This is a genomic window from Streptomyces sp. NPDC007901, assembly GCF_042959465.1.
Lineage (GTDB): Bacteria > Actinomycetota > Actinomycetes > Streptomycetales > Streptomycetaceae > Streptomyces.
The window spans coordinates 182,973-200,799 of the sequence record NZ_JBIBKW010000013.1 but is presented as its reverse complement, the minus strand read 5'-3'; the positions used below and the strand labels follow the sequence as shown (position 1 = coordinate 200,799).

Sequence of the window (17,827 nt, the reverse complement as noted above, 5' to 3'; positions counted from 1 at the left end):
ACCCCGGATCCGGCGCGGGGTGCTTTTCTGCCCGAACCCGGTTTGAACCCTTCGTGACACCGACCCCGTGTACCTGGCGAACCGCACTCACAGGCACCGGACCGGGGGACCCCAATGGCACGTCGGCACGCGAGTCCCGAGGACTTCCAGCTCGTCGGCATGGACTCGGACCCGACACCCGGCGACCCCGACCTGATCCAGGGCGTGATGCGGCGGTACCGGGACATCGGGGACGCCGCGGAGAAGGCCCTGAACGTCCTGAAGAAGGACGGCACGATCGCGCAGGGCCGTGGTTCGGCGATGGACCAGCTGAAGGAGAAGATCGGCGACGATCTCCCCGACAAGCTGACCAAGACCATGACCTCGTACCACGACGCGGCCCAGGCCTACAGCGACTACATGCCGCGGCTGCGCGAGGCCCAGGACACCTTCGACCGGGCCGTGGACCAGGCGCGGTCCGCCGCACCGCAGGCGAACCAGACGCCCAAGGAACTCGGCGCGAACCCGACGGACCAGGAGAAGTCCGAGGCACGCAGGACCCAGGACGCCATCGACGCGGGCAAGTCAGAGCTGAACGCGGCCAAGAGCCTGGCCGAACAGGCGAAGTCGATGCGGGAGAGCGCGCAGCGCCAGTGCGCCGACGTGCTGGACCGGGCCGCGCAGGAGGCGATTCCGGAGCGGAACATCTTCCAGAAGATCGCCGACTTCTTCAAGGACTTCCCGTTCGTCCAGATCCTGCTGGCCGCCCTGGTCGCCGTCGTGGCGGTGTTCTTCCCGGTGGTCGGGGCGCTGCTGGGCGGGGCGTTGTTCCTCTTCAACCAAGTGATAGCCAGTCAGACCGGGGGGATCAAGGCCGGTGACTTCGTCGTCGGCCTGCTCGGGATCGTCCCCGGCGGCTCCCTGCTCAAGCTCGGCGGCAGGGCGGTCGAGGCGATCGCTCCGGCCGCGGTGGCCGCGGTGAAGAACTCCGGCTTCATCGCCAAGAGCACCGCCTCGATCACCAAGATCGGGGAGTCCTTCACCGACAGCAAGATCGTGAGCGGTGTCCTCGCCAACCCCGTCGGCAAGGTGGGCGCGGAGATCAGCGGCAACTTCCTGAAGAACTCGGCGCTGGAGGCGGGCGCCAAGGCGGCCAACCACGACCAGATCACCGCCGCGGGCGTATTCGCGGGGGCCGCGGCCGGAGCGGTGGCCGGAGCCGCCTTCAAGGGCGGCATCGGCAGGATCGGGAAGGGCCGCGGCAACCCGCCGGTCGAGGAGGGCAAGGGCGGCCGGTTCGGCGACACCACGGCACCGGCGGCCGGGGACACCGTGGGCAAGCGGGCCGCGGACCAGGTCGGCGGCTTCGTCGAAGAGGGTGCCACCCTCGGCACCAAGATCGGTGTGGGCGTCGCCCAGGGCGGCGACCCCAACGAGGTCGCGGCCGGCGAGATAGCCAACTCCGCCCCGAAGCTCGGCGCGGGCCCGGTCGGAAAGGCCGGCCTCGGCCGCTCGATCGACGGCATCGCCGACCGGATCCCCATCAAGGGCAGCCCCAGGCCCTCGACCGGCCCGGCGCACACCCCCGCCGGGGCCCCGCCGGCCACCACACCGAACCCGGCGGACGCGTCGACCGGCCCGCGCCCGACGACCCCGCCCCCGGTCGATCCGGCCAGCGTACCGATTCCGCCGTCGCCGACGGGTTCCCGGCCGTCGACCCCGGCACCTGTGGACCCCGCGAACGTACCGGTCCCGCCGTCGCCGACGGGTTTCCGGCCGTCGACCCCGCCGCCGCCCTCGGATCCGGCGAGCGTTCCGCTGCCGCCCTCTCCCACCACCCCCGACGGCGGCGGCTCTGCGGGGCGGCCGGTCGCCCCGCCGATCAGCACCTCCGACGCGCAGTCGAACTCCGGCAGCGAACCGTCGTCCCCGTCGAGCGACGGGTTCGTCACGGCGCCGACGAGCCCCGTCGACAGCCCGGACCGCTAGCGGTCCGCCCGGCGCGCGCACCCAGACCTCCGTCCCCCGAGGGGCGGACCGCACCAACCGACCAGCAAGGAGTTCCGTCATGCCCAACTACAGCGTCAACTCGGACACCACCGCCTCCACTTCGCAGGCCCTGCTCACCGACTTCTCCCAGCTCCAGGACAAGCTCAACGAGGTCAAGGGCAAGATCTCCAACCTCCTCGCCGACGGCTACAGCACGCCGGCCGCCCAGCAGAAGTTCTCGCCGTTCTTCGACGAGTTCGCCAAGGGCTTCGACCAGGTCAACCAGGGGCTCCAGGGGATCGGCCAGTACGTGAAGTCCGTCGGCGAGGCCTTCGACCAGACCGACAGCCAGCTCGGCTCCAACCTGTCCTGACCCACCGGCCCGGCCGCCGCCACGGCGGGCGGTGCCGCACCCACCTCCACACGAGAAGGACGATGAGCAGTGCGATTGACCGTCAGCGTGCGTGACCCTGAGGTCGAGGGGGTGTCCGCCACCGTCGCCGTGGAAACCGAACCGTCCGCGCAGACGGGCAGGTTCGCGGCCGAGCTGGCACGGGCCGTCGGGTATGCCGGGGCGACCGCGGGGGAGCCGCCCCTCTACATCGGCGCGACCCCCGTCGACCCGCACACCACCCTCCAGGGTGCCGGGGTGCGGGACGGCATGGACCTCGGGCTCGGCGCCCCTCTGCCGAGGGAGCCCGAGCCCGAGGGCCGCACCGAGGTCCGGCTGGTGTCGGGCCCCGGCGCCGGAACCGTCTTCCGGCTCGTCCCCGGCGACTACGACATCGGCAGCGGCCCCCTGTGCCGGATCCGGCTCGCCGACGGCGCCCCGCCGCTCGCGGCCCGGGTCCGGGTCCGCCTCGACGGCGGCGCCGAACTCCTCATGGCGAACGGCGCGTTGGTCGACGGCAAGCCCGCTCAGGGGCCCGCCCCGTGGCGGGAGGGCAGCCAGCTGGCCGTCGGCGACATCCTGCTGGAGCTGACCTCACGCCCGACGGCCCGCGCCCCGCTGACCCCGGCCCAGGACGGTCTCGGCCTGGAGTTCAACCGGCCGCCGAGGTTCCTGCCGCCCGCCGCGGGCGCCAAGTTCCGGCTGCCCGCCCCGCCGGTCAAGCCCGACAAGCGGCCCATCCCGCTGCTGCCGATCCTGCTGCTGCCCGCGGGCAGTGCCGCGATCGCCATCTTCGTCACCCACCGCTGGTCCTTCGTCTTCATCGCCCTGCTCTCCCCGATCGCCGCCCTGGTCACCCAGTTCGGCGGCCGCAAGCAGGCGATGCTCAAGTACCTGGAGAAGAAGGAGGAGTACGACAAGACGCTGGCCCGGGTCCGCGCGGACATCGACGCGGCCGTGCTGGAGGAACAGCACAACCTGCGGCTGTCGCTGCCCGATCCGGCGACGCTCCTCCAGATGGCGGTCCAGCCCTCGGAGCGCCTGTGGGAACGCCGTTGGCAGGACCCCGACTTCCTCTCGATGCGTGTCGGCACCACCGACCTGCCCTCGTCGGTCGGCGTCGACGACCCGGAGCAGGACGAGCACCGGCGCAGCACCGTGCCCTGGCTGAACCAGGTTCCGGTCTCCGTGGCGCTGCGCCGGGCCGGCGTCGCGGGCGTCGCCGGACCGGGTGCCACCCGGCTCGCCGGCTGGCTGGCCGCCCAGGCCGCCGCCCTGCACAGCCCCACCGACCTGCGGATCGTCGTCCTCGCCGGGCCCGACGGCGAACGCGACTGGTCCTGGACCCGCTGGCTGCCCCACAGCCAGGCCCAGGGCGAGGACGCCTACGCGCTCATCGGCAGCACCGCCGAGTCCCTGGCCCGGCGCATCGGCGAACTCGGGCAGCTCGTCGCCGCCCGCATGGCCGCCGGACCCGACGTCACCCGCGGCGGGGCGAACGGCTACCCCGACATCCTGGTCGTCCTGGAACAGGCCCGCCGGGCCCGCTCGCTGCCTGGCGTCATCGCCCTCCTGCGGGACGGCCCCTCCGTCGGCGTCCACACTCTCTGCATCGACCGCGAGGAGCGGCTGCTGCCCGAGGAGTGCGGCGCCGTCGTCGTCACCGAACCGGGCGCCGCCACCTCCCGGGTGCGCACCGGCTCCGGCGCCGCCCTGGAGAACGTGCGCAGCGACTCACCGGAGGCCGACTGGTACGAGCACTTCGCCCGCGCCCTGGCTCCGCTGCGCGGCGTCGGCGACAGCGACGAGAGCGCGCTGCCCGGCTCCGTACGCCTGCTGGACCTGCTGCACATCGAACCGCCCACCGCCGAGGCCGTGGTGGCCGGCTGGTCGCTCGGCGGCCGCAGCACCCGGGCGCTGCTCGGAGTCGGCTACGACGGTGAGTTCGCCGTCGACCTGGTCCGCGACGGTCCGCACGCCCTCATCGCCGGCACCACCGGCGCCGGCAAGTCCGAGCTGCTGCAGACCCTCGTCGCCACCCTGGCCGTGGTGAACCGGCCCGACGAGATGACGTTCGTGCTCGTCGACTACAAGGGCGGCAGCGCGTTCGCCGAATGCGCCGACCTGCCGCACACCGTCGGCCTGGTCACCGACCTCGACACCCGGCTCGTGGAGCGGGCGCTGGTCTCCCTCGGCGCCGAACTGCGCCGCCGCGAGACCCAGTTGGCGCAGGCCGGCGCCAAGGACATCGAGGACTACCTCGACAAGCGCGCCCGCGGCGGCAACGTGTTGCCCCCGCTGCCCCGACTGCTGCTGGTCATCGACGAGTTCGCGTCCATGGCGCGCGAACTGCCCGAGTTCATCTCCGGGTTGGTCAACATCGCCCAGCGCGGCCGCTCGCTCGGCATCCACCTGGTGCTGGCCACCCAGCGGCCCGGCGGCGCGGTCACCCCGGACATCCGCGCCAACACCAACCTGCGGATCGCGCTGCGCACCACCGACACCAGCGAGAGCCGCGACATCATCGACGCCCCCGACTCCGGGGACATCTCCCCGGCCAACCCCGGCCGCGCCTACGCCCGGCTCGGGCCCTCGGCCCTGCTGCCGTTCCAGGCGGGCCGCGTCGGCGGCCGCCGCCCCGGCGGTCAGGCCGCCGAGGGCACCGAGGTGGCCGTCCGCGCCGAATCCGTGACCTGGCAGAACCTCGGCGGGCCGCTGCCGGCCGCCCGCTCCCGGGGCGGCTCGGGCGGGGCGCGGACCGAGGCCGTCACCGACCTCGCGGTGCTCGCGGGAGCCGTCGCCCAGGCGGCCCGGCTCGCCGACGTCCCTCGCCGGCCCAGCCCCTGGCTGCCGCCGCTGCCCGACCTGCTGCCGTGGACCCCGCCGCCCGCGCCCAAGCCCGCCGCCGAGCGGGAAGCGGCCCTGCCCGCCGTCGAGTACGGACTGGTCGACCTGCCCGCACAGCAGACCCGGGTCCCCCTGGTCCTCGACCTCGACCGGGCCGGTCATCTGCACATCGTCGGCTCGCCGCGCAGCGGCCGCTCCCAGACCCTGCGCACCCTGGCCGCCGCCCTGGGCCAGGCCCACGGCGCAGACGACGTCCACCTGTACGGCATCGACTGCGGCAACGGCGCGCTCAACGCCCTGACCGCGATGCCGCACTGCGGCGCCGTCGTCGATCGCAACCAGATCGAACGTCTCGGCCGCCTCCTGGACCGCCTCGGCGCCGAACTCACCGCCCGCCAGAGCATCCTGGGCGCACGCGGCACGGCCGACCTGACCGAACTGCGCCGGGCCCAGCCCGCCGAGGAACGGCTCGCCCACATCGTGCTGATGGTCGACCGCTTCGAGGTCTTCGAGCGCGAGTTCACCGCGTACGACAACGGCAGCTACATGGAACGCATGATCCGGCTGCTGCGCGACGGAGCGGGCGTCGGCATCCATGTGGTCCTCGCCGGCGACCGGGTGCTCGGCAGCAGCCGGTTCTCCGGCACCACCGAGGACAAGATCGTCCTCAGGCTCAACGACCGCCAGGACTACTCCAGCGTCGGCATCCCCTCCAAGTCCGCGCCCACCGACCCGGCGCCGGGTCGCGGCATTCGCACCCAGGACCTCAGCGAGGCCCAGATCGCGGTGCTCGGCGAGGACCTCGCCGGCAGCGCGCAGGCCGAGATCCTGGTCACGCTGGGACAGGAACTGACCGAACGCGAGTCCGCGGTGCCCGCCGCCCGGCGTCCGATCCGACTCGACGTCCTCCCCGACCGGATCGCGTACGCCGACGCGCTCGCCCTGCACACCCACGGCGGGCCGATGCGGCCGCTGGTCGCCGTCGGCGGGGACACCCTCACCTCGCTCGGCCCCGACCTGGCGGACGTACCGACCTTCGTGGTCGCCGGTCCGCCGCGCACCGGCCGCAGCACCGCGCTGCTCGGTGCCGCCGAGTCGCTCCTTGCCGCCGGGACCGGCCTCATCGTGCTCGCGCCCCGCCGCTCACCGCTGCGGCAGCTGCGGGGACGGCCCGGCGTGGCCGTCGTCATCACCGACGCCGAGGTGCCCGCGCAGGAGTTCCGGCTGGCGCTGGGCAAGGTGCCCGAGGAGAACGGGGTGATCGTCGTGGACGACGCCGAACTGTTCATGGGATCCGAGATCGACCCCGACCTCGCGCTGCTCGCCCGGGGCGGCGCCGGAACCGGCTGGGGCGTCCTCGCGGCCGGCAACGCCGAGTCGCTGTCGCTCAGCCTGGCCGGCTGGATGGGACAGGTGAAGCGCAACCGCACCGGCATGCTGCTCTCCCCGCAGGGGCTGAGCGACGGCGAGGTCATCGGCGTGAAGCTGAGCCGGGGCGTCGTCGGGCAGGCCCCGCAGCCCGGCCGGGGCCTGCCGCACCTGGGCGACGGCACCCTGCGGGCGGTCCAGGTGCCGCTCCTCGAAACCCTGGAAACCGGCGAAGCGGGCCGGTGAGACACGGCTTCTGAGGCAGGGCTTCTGAGACGGGGCCTGTGAGACGGGGAGGCGCACCCCGCCCCCGTCGGGGTGCGCCTCCCGCCCGCCCCCGGGTCCGGCACGGCGGCCGGACCCGGGGAGCGGAGAAGGGCGGCCGGACCGTGGGGGCCCGGCCGCCCTTCGGGCTTTCGTGCGGCGGGGTCAGGCGGCGACGCCGTCGGTCCCGTCGCCGTCCGCAGGGACCTGGACACCGTCGTCCGTGACGAAGCGGAACGTGCTGGTGATGGCGTCGAAGAGGTCGTACACCTCGCTCTTCAACGGCAGGTTGGGGCTGGCGAGGGTGACCACGAGGAAGTCCTCGGCACTGCCCGGCACCGGCATCATCGTGTGCATCGTCAGCAGCTTGACGTCGATGTCCCCGGTCAGCCGGGTCACCTCGGTGCCGGTCACCCGGGCCACCGTGCCCACGTGCGGCACGCGGGCCGAGGCGATGACCCGGTCCCTGGGCGCCACGCCGGTCGCCGAGGAGACCCCGAGCCGGGCGGACAGCACGGGCAGTGTGAGCTCCTCGCCCTCGGGCGTGTTCACGGCGAAGACCATGCCGTAGGCCATGAAGAGGCCCTCGGTGTACATCGTCGCCGTGCCCGCGGCCAGCAGCGCCCCGTACCGGCGGGCCGCCCGGGTCACCTCCCGGCCCTGCCGGAACATGTCGTTGATCCGTGCCTTCTCCCGCGGGTCCTCGGTCGAGGCGAGCGCCTGGGCGCGGGTCCTGGCCAGTTCCTCGCCGCTCAGGTCCACCTGCTGCCACTGGTCCGGGATGTCCAGCAGAAATCGTTGTGCGGTGCTCATCGGTCAGCCGTCGCCTTCGGGGGAAGTGTTGGACAAGTCGGGGATGCGCCGGGGGAGTTCACCGGCCGCTGCCGTCGTCGAGGTTCGACACCGCGTCCTGGTCGGTCTTCTCGAAGGAGTCCAGGATGGTGCCGATGGCGTCCTTGATGCCCTGCACCTGCTTCTGCAGCTGGTGCTTGCCGTCCTCCCACTTGTTCTCGAAGTTCTGTGCGGAGCCGTGGGAGAGCTCGGGCCCGAACGCGGCATCGAAGTCGAACGTGTGGTGTCCGATGTCGATGAAGTCGTGCACGAAGCCCAGCATGTCCTGGGCTTCCTTGAGCTCACTCCCGGGGATGTTGACGTCCGACGCCACTGCGGGCCCCCGTTCCTGTGCGGTGAGGATTCGTCTCTGCCGGGAACACGACGTCGACGGCGGAAAACGTTCACCCCGGCGGGCGTCCGCACGGCTCCAGCACGGCTCCCGCCCGGCGGTGAACCCTTCCGGGGGTCTGTCTCGTGTCGCAGGCATGACCTCGCTCTTCACCCGGCCGCCGCTGCGCGGCGGTGCCGCGCGTCGTGCCGTCGTCGCCTCCGTTCTCGCCCTGTGCGGCGCGGCGAGCCTGACGGCCTGCGGCAAGACGATCTCCATCGGCGACAGTTCGCCCCCGGCCACCTCGTCCGCCGCGGCGGCCTCCCCGTCGGCCACCCAGTCCGCCTCGGGTGCGGGCAACTCGGCGCTGCAGGTGGTCGACTCCACCGCGCAGGACGCCGGACTCAGCGGCAACGGCGGCACGGTGGTCGGAGCGGCGGTGCAGGAAGTGCCGCCCAAGTGGGTGCAGTTGTCCGCGGTGACCTCGGCCAACCTGTCCGCGGCGCACCTCATCAACATCAACCAGGCGGCGCTGTACCGCTTCGACGACGACACCGCCGCCCCGTCGCAGTCGAACTGCACCGGCGCCTGCGCGGCGAAGTGGCCGCCCGTGACCATCCAGGAGGGCGGCAACGTCTATCTGGCGGGCGTGAACCCCAAGCAGGTCGGAGCGATCCGCCGCCCGGACGGCCAGGTGCAGATCACCGTCGGCGGATGGCCCGTCTACCGCTTCTCGGGCGACAGCAGGCCCGGTGACCTCAACGGCCAGGGCGTGGACGGCAAGTGGTTCGCGGTCGGCCCGACCGGGGAGAAGGCGACCCAGTAACGGGCCGGCCGCGCACGGCACCGGCCGGAACCGGCCGACGCCGCACGCAGGGTCCGCTACAGCCCGCGCCAGACGTTGTCGAAGGCCGCGTCCTCGATCTCCCGGCGCTGCCGTACGGCGGCCAGCTCCGTCACGGCGTCGCTGACGGCGGCCACCACCGTCACGGTCGCGTCGGAGGCGGCGCTCGCGAGGTCCTTGGCCGCCTCGTCCTGGATGCCCACGGCGGCGGCGAGCGCGGCGAGCACCGGCTCGCCCGACGTCCAGCGCTCGTGCGCCCGGGCCCGCTCCGGCGAGTCGGCCAGCGTGGTCCGCTCGGTCGGCAGCGGCAGCCAGCGCCGCCGCTCCCGGGCGACCGTGCCCGCCGTCTCCAGTTCGGTGAGGTAGGCGGCGGCCAGGCCACGGCCCCGGCGCCACAGCCAGTCCTCGACCGACTCGTGCGGGGCCTCCCGCTTCAGCGCCGCCACCGCCTCGTCGAGGAGCCGGTCACCCGCCTCGCCCCGGGAGGCTGGCACGATGAGGTCGCCGTCCAGGGTGACGGCCCCGGTACCGGCGAGGTCGGCCAGTTCGGCCCCCGCCAGCGCCAGCGAGAGGTCCCCCTGCTCGACGGGCCGGCCGGCGGCGTCGTACACGGCGACGATGAACAGGTCCCGGGGTGTGGTCATGTCGGACTCCCCAACAGAGACGGCGGCGGCACCAGAGATACCAGGGGTATCAGAAGTACCAGAGGTACCAGGGCAACGGCGGCATGCAGGAGAACGATGCCCCGTCGGCCGCCGGACAGTCTCCCGCCCTTCACCCGCACAGGTCACCCGCCCCGTCCGGGCCGGGGGAGGTCCGGACGGGAACCGGGGCGGAGATCGGCACCACCGGTGGAGCGGCGGCCCGCGCGATAGGCTGCTCGGCGATCAGAAGGGTGACATGGGCCGGAGGGGGCGGGCATGACCGCGGAAGTCGAGTCCTCGTCGTCCGCCGTAGGCACGGGTGGGCAGGACAGCCGGCTGGGCCCCCTGATCATCACCCTCTTCGGGCTGTACGCGCGCGGTGAGCACAACTGGCTCTCCGTGGCCTCCGTGATACGGCTGATGGCCGACCTCGGGGTGGAGGGACCGGCCGTGCGCTCGGCGGTGTCCCGGCTGAGGCGGCGCGGGGTGCTGCGCGGTGAACGGCACGAAGGCGCCGCCGGTTATGCCGTCGCCGACGGCACGCTGGAGGTGCTGGAAGAGGGCGACCTACGCGTCTTCGAGCGGCACCGGGCCGAGGCCGGCGACGGCTGGCTGGTCGTCGTGTTCTCCGTGCCCGAGTCCGAGCGCGACAAGCGCCACGCCCTGCGCGCCGCCCTGACCCGCCTGGGCTTCGGCACGGCGGCCTCCGGGGTGTGGGTGGCTCCCGGCATCCTCGCCGACAAGACCCGCCGAACCCTGCAGCGCCTCGGCCTGACGCCGTACGTGGACATCTTCACCGGCGACCACTTCGCCTTCGGCGACCTGTCGGCGAAGGTCCGCGAGTGGTGGGACCTCGACGAACTCGCCGCGCTCTACGCGGACTTCCTGGCGCGCTACCGGCCGCTCAGCGAGCGCGCGGCGGCGGGCGGCATCGCCCCGCAGGACGCGTTCGCGACCTATCTGCCGGTGCTCACCGAGTGGCGCCGACTGCCCTACCGCGACCCCGGCCTACCGCTCTCGCTGCTGCCACCGGACTGGAACGGCGAGACCGCCGGCGCCCTCTTCGAAGACCTGGACCGAACCCTGCGCGAGCCCGCCCACGCACACGCACAGACGGTCATCCACCAGGCCGACTAAGGCCTGACCAGTCGTTCCTCCGGGATCCCCGCCACCCGGCCCGCCCAACGGCCCGTGATCGTGCGGATCTCCGCCACCGACCGGGCCCCCGACGGCACCACCGGGACACGACGCCGTCGAGATGGCCCACGGCGCCGACGCCGTCGACGTCTCCACCGGCCAGGTCACCAAGGACGACCAGCCCGCCCACGACCGCTCCTGCCAGACGCCGTTCGCCCCCGCCTGTCGCTGCTCCGGGCGGACCGGGCGGGGAGAGCGTGCAGCTGCGGTGGAAGCCCGCGGGGGAGGGCCTAGCGGTGGTGCGGTGACGTCAGGTAGTGCTGGCGGAGGAGTTCCTTTCCGTAGTCGTTGCCGTTGGGCGTACGGATGATGGAGTGCACGTGCATCTGGGTCGGGACGCCCTCGGTGCCACCGTAGGCGCCGCGCAGCGGGCCGGGGGCCTGGCAGTCGACCTCGACCCAGACCACCGGGCTGTGCACCCGGACGTAGAACGCGTCGTCGGCGCCCGTGCCACCGGCCCAGGTCACGTAGGTGTCGTCGAGATGCGCCCGCACCTCGGCCATCCGCACCTTCGCCGCGTCCGCCCTGGCCCGGTCGACGAACGCCTCGACGATGCCGAGGAGCTGCTGCTTCTGGACGCGGGTGAGGGCGTTGCCGCGCAGGCCCTCGTACGCCTGGACCGTGTTGTCGGAGAAGGCGCCCGCCTTCATCGACTCGCTGCTCTTGGTGGCGGAGACGATCGCGACCGTCTGCTGGTCGGTGGTGAGCGAGTTGACGAAGGCGAGGCTCGCCAGCACCTCCTCGTGGCAGACGGTGACGGTCTCGCCGTCGATCTCCATGGAGGTCGGCTCCGAGCCCCAGAAGCAGGGGCTCATGACGACCTGGTCGCCGAGGACGAAGTAGTTGATGACGCAGTGGTGGCCGTCGAACTGGAAGCCCCAGGGCTCGCTGTCCGAGGGGGTGCCCATCAGGGTCCAGTAGTAGGCGTCCTCGTTGAAGGAGGCGGTGTTGCCGATCGCCTCGCCGGCCGCCTGGTTGATCTTGCGGATCTTCTCCGTGGTCTCCAGACCGTCCGCGCCGAGCGCGGCCTTCAGCAGGGCCGTGCCCAGGTCCTTCTGCGTGTCGGTGAGGTCCGCGAGCGACACGCCCTGCCGGCTGTAGGAGTCGATGTTGCTCCACAGCCGCCACTCGGTGGAGTGGACCGTGAACTGGGTCGCGGTCTTCTGGGTGTCGGTGAGCCCGGCCAGGAAGGCGTTCGCGGCGGTGATGACGGGCGCCGTGTCGACCCTGGTGGAGTGGATCGTGAACAGGTCGTCGATCCGCTTGCCGTCCGTCGTCAGACCGAAGAACTCCTCGGTCAGCGACTGGTTGCCCGGACCGCCGGTGCCGCCGCCCGGGCCGCCGCTCGGCGCGCCGCTGGGGGAGGGGCTCGCCGAGGCGTCGGCGGTGCCCGTGCTGTCCTCGGCGAGCGCCGTCCAGGCTCCGGCGCTGCCCATCGCCACCAGGGCGGTGGCCCCGGACGCGAAGAACACCTTGCGCATGAAGTTACGGCGGCTCGCCTCGGTGTGCTCCGGTGCCTGCACCGGGCCCTCACCGGCGTCGATCTCGGGCATGCGGCTCCCTTCGTCATGGGCGTCCCTCGTGGACGGCCATCGGACGACCAGCCTGGTCCGGCCAACTGAGGCTGCGCTGAACCGAGTTGCCCATCAGATCCCGGAGACAGCAGCTGACCTGGGGTTATATGAGGAGGCTGAGGATTCAGGAAAGCTTCAGGGAAAGCTGGGTGGCGACCGAGTCGGCGAGCGGCAGGGTGACGGTGAACTCGGTGCCGCCGGGCGCGCTGTCCACCTCGACCCGGCCGCCGTGCGCCTGGGTGATCGCGGCCGCGATGGCCAGCCCGAGCCCCGCCCCGCCCTGCGTGCCGGGGGCACGGGAGCGGGAGGCGTCCCCCCGGGTGAAGCGTTCGAAGACCGTCGGCAGCAGGTCGCCGGGGATGCCCGGGCCGTCGTCGTGCACCCGGATCGCGCACTGCCCGTCCGCCGCCTTCACGGTGACGGTGATCCGCGTTCCGGCGGGCGTGTGCACCCGGGCGTTGGCCAGCAGGTTGGCCACCACCTGGTGCAGTCGGGACGGGTCGCCGACGACGGTGGCGGGCGCGTCCAGGCGCAGCACCAGCTGCCAGTGGTGGCCGGACCCCGCCGCCCGCGCGTCCCAGACGGCGTCCCCGACCAGGGTCGCCAGGTTCACCTCGGCCAACTCCAGCGGCCTGCCCTCCTCCAGGCGGGCGAGCAGCAGCAGGTCCTCGACCAGTCCCGTCATCCGCGCCGACTGGGCGGAGACCCGGCGCCAGGCCAGCTCCGGTTCGATCTTCTGCGTGTCCACGCCCATCAGCATCAGTTCGGCGTAGCCGGCGATGGAGGCGAGCGGGGTGCGCAGTTCGTGGCTGGCGTCGGCGAGGAAGCGCCGCATGTGCTCCTCGGCGCGCTGACGTTCGGACAGGGACCACTCCACGTGGTCGATCAGCCGGTTGAGGGCGACGCCGACCTGGCCGACCTCGGTCCGCGGATCGGTGTCCGGCGCGGGCACCCGGGTCAGCCCGCTGACCTTGCCCCGGTCCAGCGGCGCGTGCGAGACCTCGACGGCGGTGGTGGCGACCCGGCGCAGCGGCCGCAGCTGCCGCCGGACCGCCACGGCCGACACCGACCCCGCGAGGACCAGCCCGACCCCGGCGATGCCGGCCTCGACCACCACCAGCGAGTCGATCATGTGCTGCACACTGCCCACGGGCAGCCCGGCGAGCATCGCGGTGCCGTCCTCGGTGACGGCCGTCAGCCGGTAGCTGCCCAGGCCCGGGACGGTACGGGTGTGCAGGGTGCCGTCCGCCGGGATGCCGTCCAGGGCGGCACGCTGGGCGGCGGTGAGGGCGCGCGGGCCGCCGTCGGTCACCACCTCGGCCGTGGTGATCTCGTCCCCGTTCATGAGGGCGGCCAGGGTGCCGGTGTGCTGGCCCCGCTCGTTGAGGAAGCCGAGGGAGGCGCCGGCCGGTCCGTGCTGACGGCCGCCCTGGCTGTGCTCGGCGGCGTCGGTCACCCGCTGGTCCAGGTCCCTGATCAGGTAGTAGCGCTGGACCACCACGGTGGCGAGGGCCATCGCCGTGCACACGGCGGCCAGGGTGAGCGAGTGGACGAGCACCATACGGGCCCGCAGGGAGCGCCCGCGCAGCCGGGCCAGGACCCGCCGGAGCGCCGTCATGCCTCGTCGTCCGCCGGTCTGAGGACGTACCCGGCGCCCCGCACGGTATGGATCATCGGCCGCCGCTCCTTGTCGATCTTCGCGCGCAGCCCGTAGACGTACACCTCCACCAGGTTCCCGCCGCCGTCGAACGAGCTGTTCCAGACGTGGTCGAGGATCTGCGTCTTGCTGAGCACCTGGCGGGGGTGGCTCATCAGGAACCGCAGCAGGTCGAACTCCTTCGCGGTCAGCGTGATCGGCGTACCGCCCCGGCGCACCTCCCGGGTCCTCTCGCCCAGCACCAGATCGCCGAGCACCCGCACCCCCTCCTCCTCGGCGATCTCACCGGCCCCGGAGCGGCGCAGCAGTCCGCTCAGCCGGAGCATCACCTCCTCCAGGGAGAACGGCTTGGTCACGTAGTCGTCCGCGCCCGAGGACAGCCCGTCGAGCCGGTGCTCCACCGCGTCCCGGGCGGTCAGCATCAGCACGGGCAGCCTGGTGTTCTCGTACCGCAGCCGGCGCAGCACCTGGATCCCGTCCAGGTCCGGCAGCATGCCGTCCAGGACCACGGCGTGCGGGCTCCAGCGGCGGGCGGTGCGCAGTGCGCCGTACCCGTCCCGCGCCACGAACGGCCGCCAGCCCGCCGCGGTGACGGCCACCGACAGCAGCTCGGTCAGTTCGGGTTCGTCGTCGACGATCAGCACCCGGATCGCGTCCGGCGCCGGTGTGGGGGTGTCAGACATGAGCGGATGCTCTCGCGGCGGGCTGTACATGAGCTGTGGAGCGGCCCGCCCTGCGATCATGACGGACCCACGGCCGACACGAGGGAGTCAGATGTACGACCAGATCCCGGACACCGGCGGACCCGGCACCGTCATCCTGCTGAACGGCACCTCCAGCTCCGGCAAGTCCAGCATCGCCGCCGAGCTGCTGCGCATCCTGGACGGCACCTGGTTCCACCTGCCCGTCGACGCCTTCCACGCGATGCGCGGCGGCGGCGAGATCGCCCCCGACGATCTCCAGGCCGAGATCGACCGCACCGCCAAGGGCTTCCACCGGGCCGTCGCCGGCATGGCCGCGGCCGGCAACAACGTCGTCGTCGACCATCCGCTCAGCCGCCGCTGGCGGCTCCTCGACCTGCTCGACCTGCTTCCTCCCGAGCGGACCCTCCTGGTCGCGGTGCGCTGCCCGCTCCCCGAACTGGAGCGGCGCGAGCAGGCGCGCGGCGACCGGCAGACGGGCCTGGCGGCCCTCCAGTACGACGCCGTCCACGCACACGGCCCGCACGACATTGACGTCGACACCAGCGTGCACAGCCCCGCCGAGTGCGCCTTCCTGGTGCAGCGGGCACTGCGCTCCGCTGCCCGGCCCACCGCCTTCGAGACGCTCCGCCGCACGCTGCGCTAGGGGCTGTCCGGCGGTTCACTCGGCCGGCGGATCACTCGGGCTCGCGGTGCTCGTGTGCCGCCTGCTCCAGGGCCGCGGCCTCCGCCTCGGCGATCCGGGTCTCCGCCTCGACGTCGATCGAGCGGGTCAGCCACCAGTACAGCAGCGCCGACACCGGCAGCCCGATGAAGAGGGAGATGTCGGCGCCGTCCAGGGCCTTCGCGGCGGGACCGACGTAGAGCGTGCCGATGGAGAAGAACGGGATCATGACGATGAAGCCGACCAGGTAGGAGATGATCCCCTGCCAGCCCCAGCGGCCGTAGATGCCGTTCGGTTTGAAGATCTCGGCGATTGCGTAGTGGCCCCGGCGCACCACGTAGTAGTCCATCAGGTTCACCGAGGTCCACGGGATGAACAGGTAGAGCACCAGCAGCAGGAAGTTGTTGAAGTTCGTCAGGAAGTTCGACGTCGCGGCCAGCGCGCCGATCAGGGAGAGGGCCGCGGTCACGCCGAGGGTGACCAGGCGCACGCCCAGCGTCGGCCGCACCCGCTTGAACGAGTCGATGGCGCTGATCAGCGTGAGCGAGCCGCCGTACATGTTCAGCGCGGTGACGGAGATCAGGCCCAGGGCCGAGAACAGCAGGACGATCGCGCCGAAACCGTCGAAGACCTTGTCGCCGGCGGCGTTGATCGACGGGATCGTGTCGAAGCTGTCGCCCGCCCAGCCCGCCAGCAGGGTGCCCAGCACCATCAGCCAGATACCGCCGAGCGCCGAGCCGAAGTAGGTCCAGTAGAAGGTCTTGCGGACCGTGACGTCCGGCGGCAGATAGCGCGAGTAGTCCGAGACGTAGATGGCCCAGCTGATCTGGTAGCCGGCGACCACGCCGAACTGGGCCAGGAACGGGGTGGCCTTGAAGGCGCCGAGATCGAAGGAGCCCGCCGGGTAGTGCAGGGTGAGCAGCACGCCGACGGTGAAGATCCCGAAGACGACCAGGAAGGTGTAGGTCAGGAACCGCTCGGCCTTGTGGATGATGTCGTAGCCGACCAGCGCCACGACCAGCGCGATCGCGGTGACCACGACCACCCACAGCTTCACGCCGCCGTGGATCGTGGTGTTCAGGGCCTCACCGGCCAGGATGGTGTTGAACACGTTGAAGCCCGCGTACTGCACATACGCGAACAGCCACACCAGCAGCGCCCCGACATAACCGAACTGGGGGCGCGACTGGATCATCTGCGGCAGGCCCAGCTGCGGCCCCTGCGCCGAGTGGAACGCCATGAAGAACGTGCCGATCAGCGTGCCCGCCACGATCGCCAGCAGCGACCAGATCAGATTGCCGCCCTCCGTGATGCTGATCAGCCCCACGGCCAGGGTGGCGATCTGCGCGTTGGACATGAACCACAGCGGGCCCAGGTGCCACAGCTTGCCGTGCCGCTCGTCCAGCGGCACGTAGTCGATGGACCGGACCTCCAGACCGCTCACACGCGGTTCCGCCGATGTGCTCATGGCACCTCCCAGGGGCCGGTCCACCACTCTGGTCACATTCTTCCCCCGGACCGGCCCTGATGAGGCATGCGGAATCATTCTTCCGTACAGCGGAAGGATCGGTCCGCCAGCCCGTGCCCGTCGCTGTTGCCCTGCTCACAAACCGGGCCCGTCGTGGCGGCCGTCATGTCGCCGGGCGCGCGTTTTGTCTACGTTCGCAGTTCTGTGCCCTTTCCGTGTCCCTTCCAGCAGAACTGCCGAGGCTCCCTGGAATGCTCAACCGCACCCTCCCCGTCGTGGCCGCGGTGGTGTCCCTGCTCGCCGGAGCCGCGCCGGCGGCCCTGGCGGCCGGCGCCGGCCCGGGTCCCGCGGACTTCCGCACCACCGTGCAGGCGCCGGACGCCGCGCGCGTGACCGCCGCCGTCCTCGACCTGGACGGCACCGGCCGGGAACCCGCCGTCTACGGTGACGACGCGCCGTACGACACGGCCAGCATCGTCAAGGTCGACATCCTCGCCGCGCTGCTGCTGCACGCGCACGACCACTCCCGTGCGCTCACCGCGCGGGAGAGCGCCCAGGCCGAGGTGATGATCCGCAACAGCGACAACGACGCGGCCAGCGCCCTGTGGAAGGCCATCGGCCAGGCGTCCGGCCTGGAGTCGGCCAACAAGCGGCTCGGGCTCACCGAGACCACGGGCGGCCTCGGCGGCCGATGGGGGCTCACCCGGACCACGGCGGCCGATCAGATACGACTGCTGCGCGCGATCTTCGGCTCCGGTGCCACGCCCCTCGACACGGCCGCCCGCACCCGCATCACCACCCTGATGACCGAGATCTCCGCCGACCAGTCCTGGGGCGTCTCGGCCGCCGCCGACTCCGGATGGGCGCTGAAGAACGGCTGGCTCATGCGCACCACCACCAAGCGCTGGGACATCAACAGCGTCGGACGCGTCACGGCCGGCGGCCACCACTACCTCGTCGCGGTCCTCTCCAACGGCAGCACGACCATGCCGGACGGCGTGAAACTGGTGGAACGAGCCGCCCGTACGGCCGTCTCCGCGACGGCGGCGGCCCACTGACCCCCTTGGCGCAGTGCGCC

At 72.4% G+C, this 17,827-nt stretch carries 14 protein-coding genes; 7 read left to right on the top strand and 7 right to left on the bottom strand.

All coding sequences use genetic code 11. The features are described 5' to 3' along the window. Nucleotides 1-114: 114 nt before the first annotated feature. The 3 genes from ACFZDK_RS35695 (at nt 115) to ACFZDK_RS35685 (ending at nt 6,820) form a co-directional block, all read left to right on the top strand. On the top strand, nt 115-1,968 hold the full coding sequence (locus ACFZDK_RS35695) for a putative T7SS-secreted protein (RefSeq protein WP_390978457.1): 1,854 nt from the start codon (nt 115-117) through the stop codon (nt 1,966-1,968). 79 nt (nt 1,969-2,047) lie between these two features. Next, a complete protein-coding gene (locus ACFZDK_RS35690) occupies nt 2,048-2,341 on the top strand; it encodes a TIGR04197 family type VII secretion effector (protein WP_390978455.1) in 294 nt (97 codons plus the stop codon). Nucleotides 2,342-2,428: 87 nt separating this feature from the next. Beyond that, a complete protein-coding gene (locus ACFZDK_RS35685) occupies nt 2,429-6,820 on the top strand; it encodes an FtsK/SpoIIIE domain-containing protein (protein ID WP_390978453.1) in 4,392 nt (1,463 codons plus the stop codon). Nucleotides 6,821-7,003: 183 nt separating this feature from the next. On the opposite strand, the gene ACFZDK_RS35680 is transcribed toward ACFZDK_RS35685, so the two are convergent. Both ACFZDK_RS35680 and ACFZDK_RS35675 read right to left on the bottom strand, forming a co-directional pair. Further along, complete coding sequence (locus ACFZDK_RS35680; RefSeq protein ID WP_390978451.1) at nt 7,004-7,651, bottom strand: hypothetical protein; 648 nt, start codon at nt 7,649-7,651, stop codon at nt 7,004-7,006. A 58-nt stretch (nt 7,652-7,709) separates the two neighbouring features. Further along, a complete protein-coding gene (locus tag ACFZDK_RS35675) occupies nt 7,710-8,003 on the bottom strand; it encodes a hypothetical protein (RefSeq protein WP_355725621.1) in 294 nt (97 codons plus the stop codon). A 154-nt stretch (nt 8,004-8,157) separates the two neighbouring features. Here ACFZDK_RS35675 and ACFZDK_RS35670 point away from each other — a divergent pair, with 154 nt between their 5' ends. Continuing rightward, a complete protein-coding gene (locus tag ACFZDK_RS35670) occupies nt 8,158-8,826 on the top strand; it encodes a hypothetical protein (RefSeq protein ID WP_390978449.1) in 669 nt (222 codons plus the stop codon). Between the two features lie 56 nt (nt 8,827-8,882). Here ACFZDK_RS35670 and ACFZDK_RS35665 read toward each other — a convergent pair whose 3' ends face one another. Next, complete coding sequence (locus ACFZDK_RS35665; protein WP_390978446.1) at nt 8,883-9,488, bottom strand: GPP34 family phosphoprotein; 606 nt, start codon at nt 9,486-9,488, stop codon at nt 8,883-8,885. Nucleotides 9,489-9,764: 276 nt separating this feature from the next. Between ACFZDK_RS35665 and ACFZDK_RS35660 the strand changes: the two genes are divergently transcribed. Continuing rightward, nucleotides 9,765-10,625: a PaaX family transcriptional regulator C-terminal domain-containing protein gene (locus ACFZDK_RS35660; RefSeq protein WP_390978444.1), complete on the top strand. Its 861-nt coding sequence runs from the start codon at nt 9,765-9,767 to the stop codon at nt 10,623-10,625. A 290-nt stretch (nt 10,626-10,915) separates the two neighbouring features. Here ACFZDK_RS35660 and ACFZDK_RS35655 read toward each other — a convergent pair whose 3' ends face one another. From ACFZDK_RS35655 to ACFZDK_RS35645, 3 genes are all read right to left on the bottom strand, one after another. Continuing rightward, on the bottom strand, nt 10,916-12,238 hold the full coding sequence (locus ACFZDK_RS35655; RefSeq protein ID WP_390978442.1) for a DUF3500 domain-containing protein: 1,323 nt from the start codon (nt 12,236-12,238) through the stop codon (nt 10,916-10,918). A 145-nt stretch (nt 12,239-12,383) separates the two neighbouring features. Beyond that, nucleotides 12,384-13,877, bottom strand: coding sequence for an ATP-binding protein (locus tag ACFZDK_RS35650; protein WP_390978440.1), 1,494 nt, complete (start codon nt 13,875-13,877; stop codon nt 12,384-12,386). Further along, nucleotides 13,874-14,599 carry a winged helix-turn-helix domain-containing protein gene (locus ACFZDK_RS35645; RefSeq protein ID WP_390978438.1) on the bottom strand — a complete coding sequence of 242 codons (726 nt, stop codon included), beginning with the start codon at nt 14,597-14,599 and terminating at the stop codon, nt 13,874-13,876. Before ACFZDK_RS35645 ends, ACFZDK_RS35650 begins: the two co-directional genes overlap by 4 nt. Before the next feature lie 91 nt (nt 14,600-14,690). Here ACFZDK_RS35645 and ACFZDK_RS35640 point away from each other — a divergent pair, with 91 nt between their 5' ends. Beyond that, a complete protein-coding gene (locus ACFZDK_RS35640) occupies nt 14,691-15,263 on the top strand; it encodes an AAA family ATPase (RefSeq protein ID WP_390978436.1) in 573 nt (190 codons plus the stop codon). Nucleotides 15,264-15,294: 31 nt separating this feature from the next. Here ACFZDK_RS35640 and ACFZDK_RS35635 read toward each other — a convergent pair whose 3' ends face one another. Beyond that, nucleotides 15,295-16,749 (bottom strand): cytosine permease, encoded by a 1,455-nt coding sequence (locus tag ACFZDK_RS35635; protein WP_390978434.1) that lies wholly within the window; start codon nt 16,747-16,749, stop codon nt 15,295-15,297. A 251-nt stretch (nt 16,750-17,000) separates the two neighbouring features. On the opposite strand from ACFZDK_RS35635, the gene ACFZDK_RS35630 reads away from it, so the two are divergent. After that, nucleotides 17,001-17,807, top strand: coding sequence for a serine hydrolase (locus ACFZDK_RS35630; protein WP_390978432.1), 807 nt, complete (start codon nt 17,001-17,003; stop codon nt 17,805-17,807). Nucleotides 17,808-17,827: the final 20 nt, after the last annotated feature.

What these genes read in the sequence shown, in the direction of transcription:
- ACFZDK_RS35645 (WP_390978438.1), bottom strand. Translation starts at nt 14,599, where the DNA reads ATGTCTGACACCCCCACACCGGCGCCGGACGCGATCCGGGTGCTGATC.
- ACFZDK_RS35650 (WP_390978440.1), bottom strand. Translation starts at nt 13,877, where the DNA reads ATGACGGCGCTCCGGCGGGTCCTGGCCCGGCTGCGCGGGCGCTCCCTG.
- ACFZDK_RS35670 (WP_390978449.1), top strand. Translation starts at nt 8,158, where the DNA reads ATGACCTCGCTCTTCACCCGGCCGCCGCTGCGCGGCGGTGCCGCGCGT.
- ACFZDK_RS35640 (WP_390978436.1), top strand. Translation starts at nt 14,691, where the DNA reads ATGTACGACCAGATCCCGGACACCGGCGGACCCGGCACCGTCATCCTG.
- ACFZDK_RS35690 (WP_390978455.1), top strand. Translation starts at nt 2,048, where the DNA reads ATGCCCAACTACAGCGTCAACTCGGACACCACCGCCTCCACTTCGCAG.
- ACFZDK_RS35630 (WP_390978432.1), top strand. Translation starts at nt 17,001, where the DNA reads ATGCTCAACCGCACCCTCCCCGTCGTGGCCGCGGTGGTGTCCCTGCTC.
- ACFZDK_RS35660 (WP_390978444.1), top strand. Translation starts at nt 9,765, where the DNA reads ATGACCGCGGAAGTCGAGTCCTCGTCGTCCGCCGTAGGCACGGGTGGG.
- ACFZDK_RS35655 (WP_390978442.1), bottom strand. Translation starts at nt 12,238, where the DNA reads ATGCCCGAGATCGACGCCGGTGAGGGCCCGGTGCAGGCACCGGAGCAC.
- ACFZDK_RS35680 (WP_390978451.1), bottom strand. Translation starts at nt 7,651, where the DNA reads ATGAGCACCGCACAACGATTTCTGCTGGACATCCCGGACCAGTGGCAG.
- ACFZDK_RS35635 (WP_390978434.1), bottom strand. Translation starts at nt 16,749, where the DNA reads ATGAGCACATCGGCGGAACCGCGTGTGAGCGGTCTGGAGGTCCGGTCC.
- ACFZDK_RS35695 (WP_390978457.1), top strand. Translation starts at nt 115, where the DNA reads ATGGCACGTCGGCACGCGAGTCCCGAGGACTTCCAGCTCGTCGGCATG.
- ACFZDK_RS35665 (WP_390978446.1), bottom strand. Translation starts at nt 9,488, where the DNA reads ATGACCACACCCCGGGACCTGTTCATCGTCGCCGTGTACGACGCCGCC.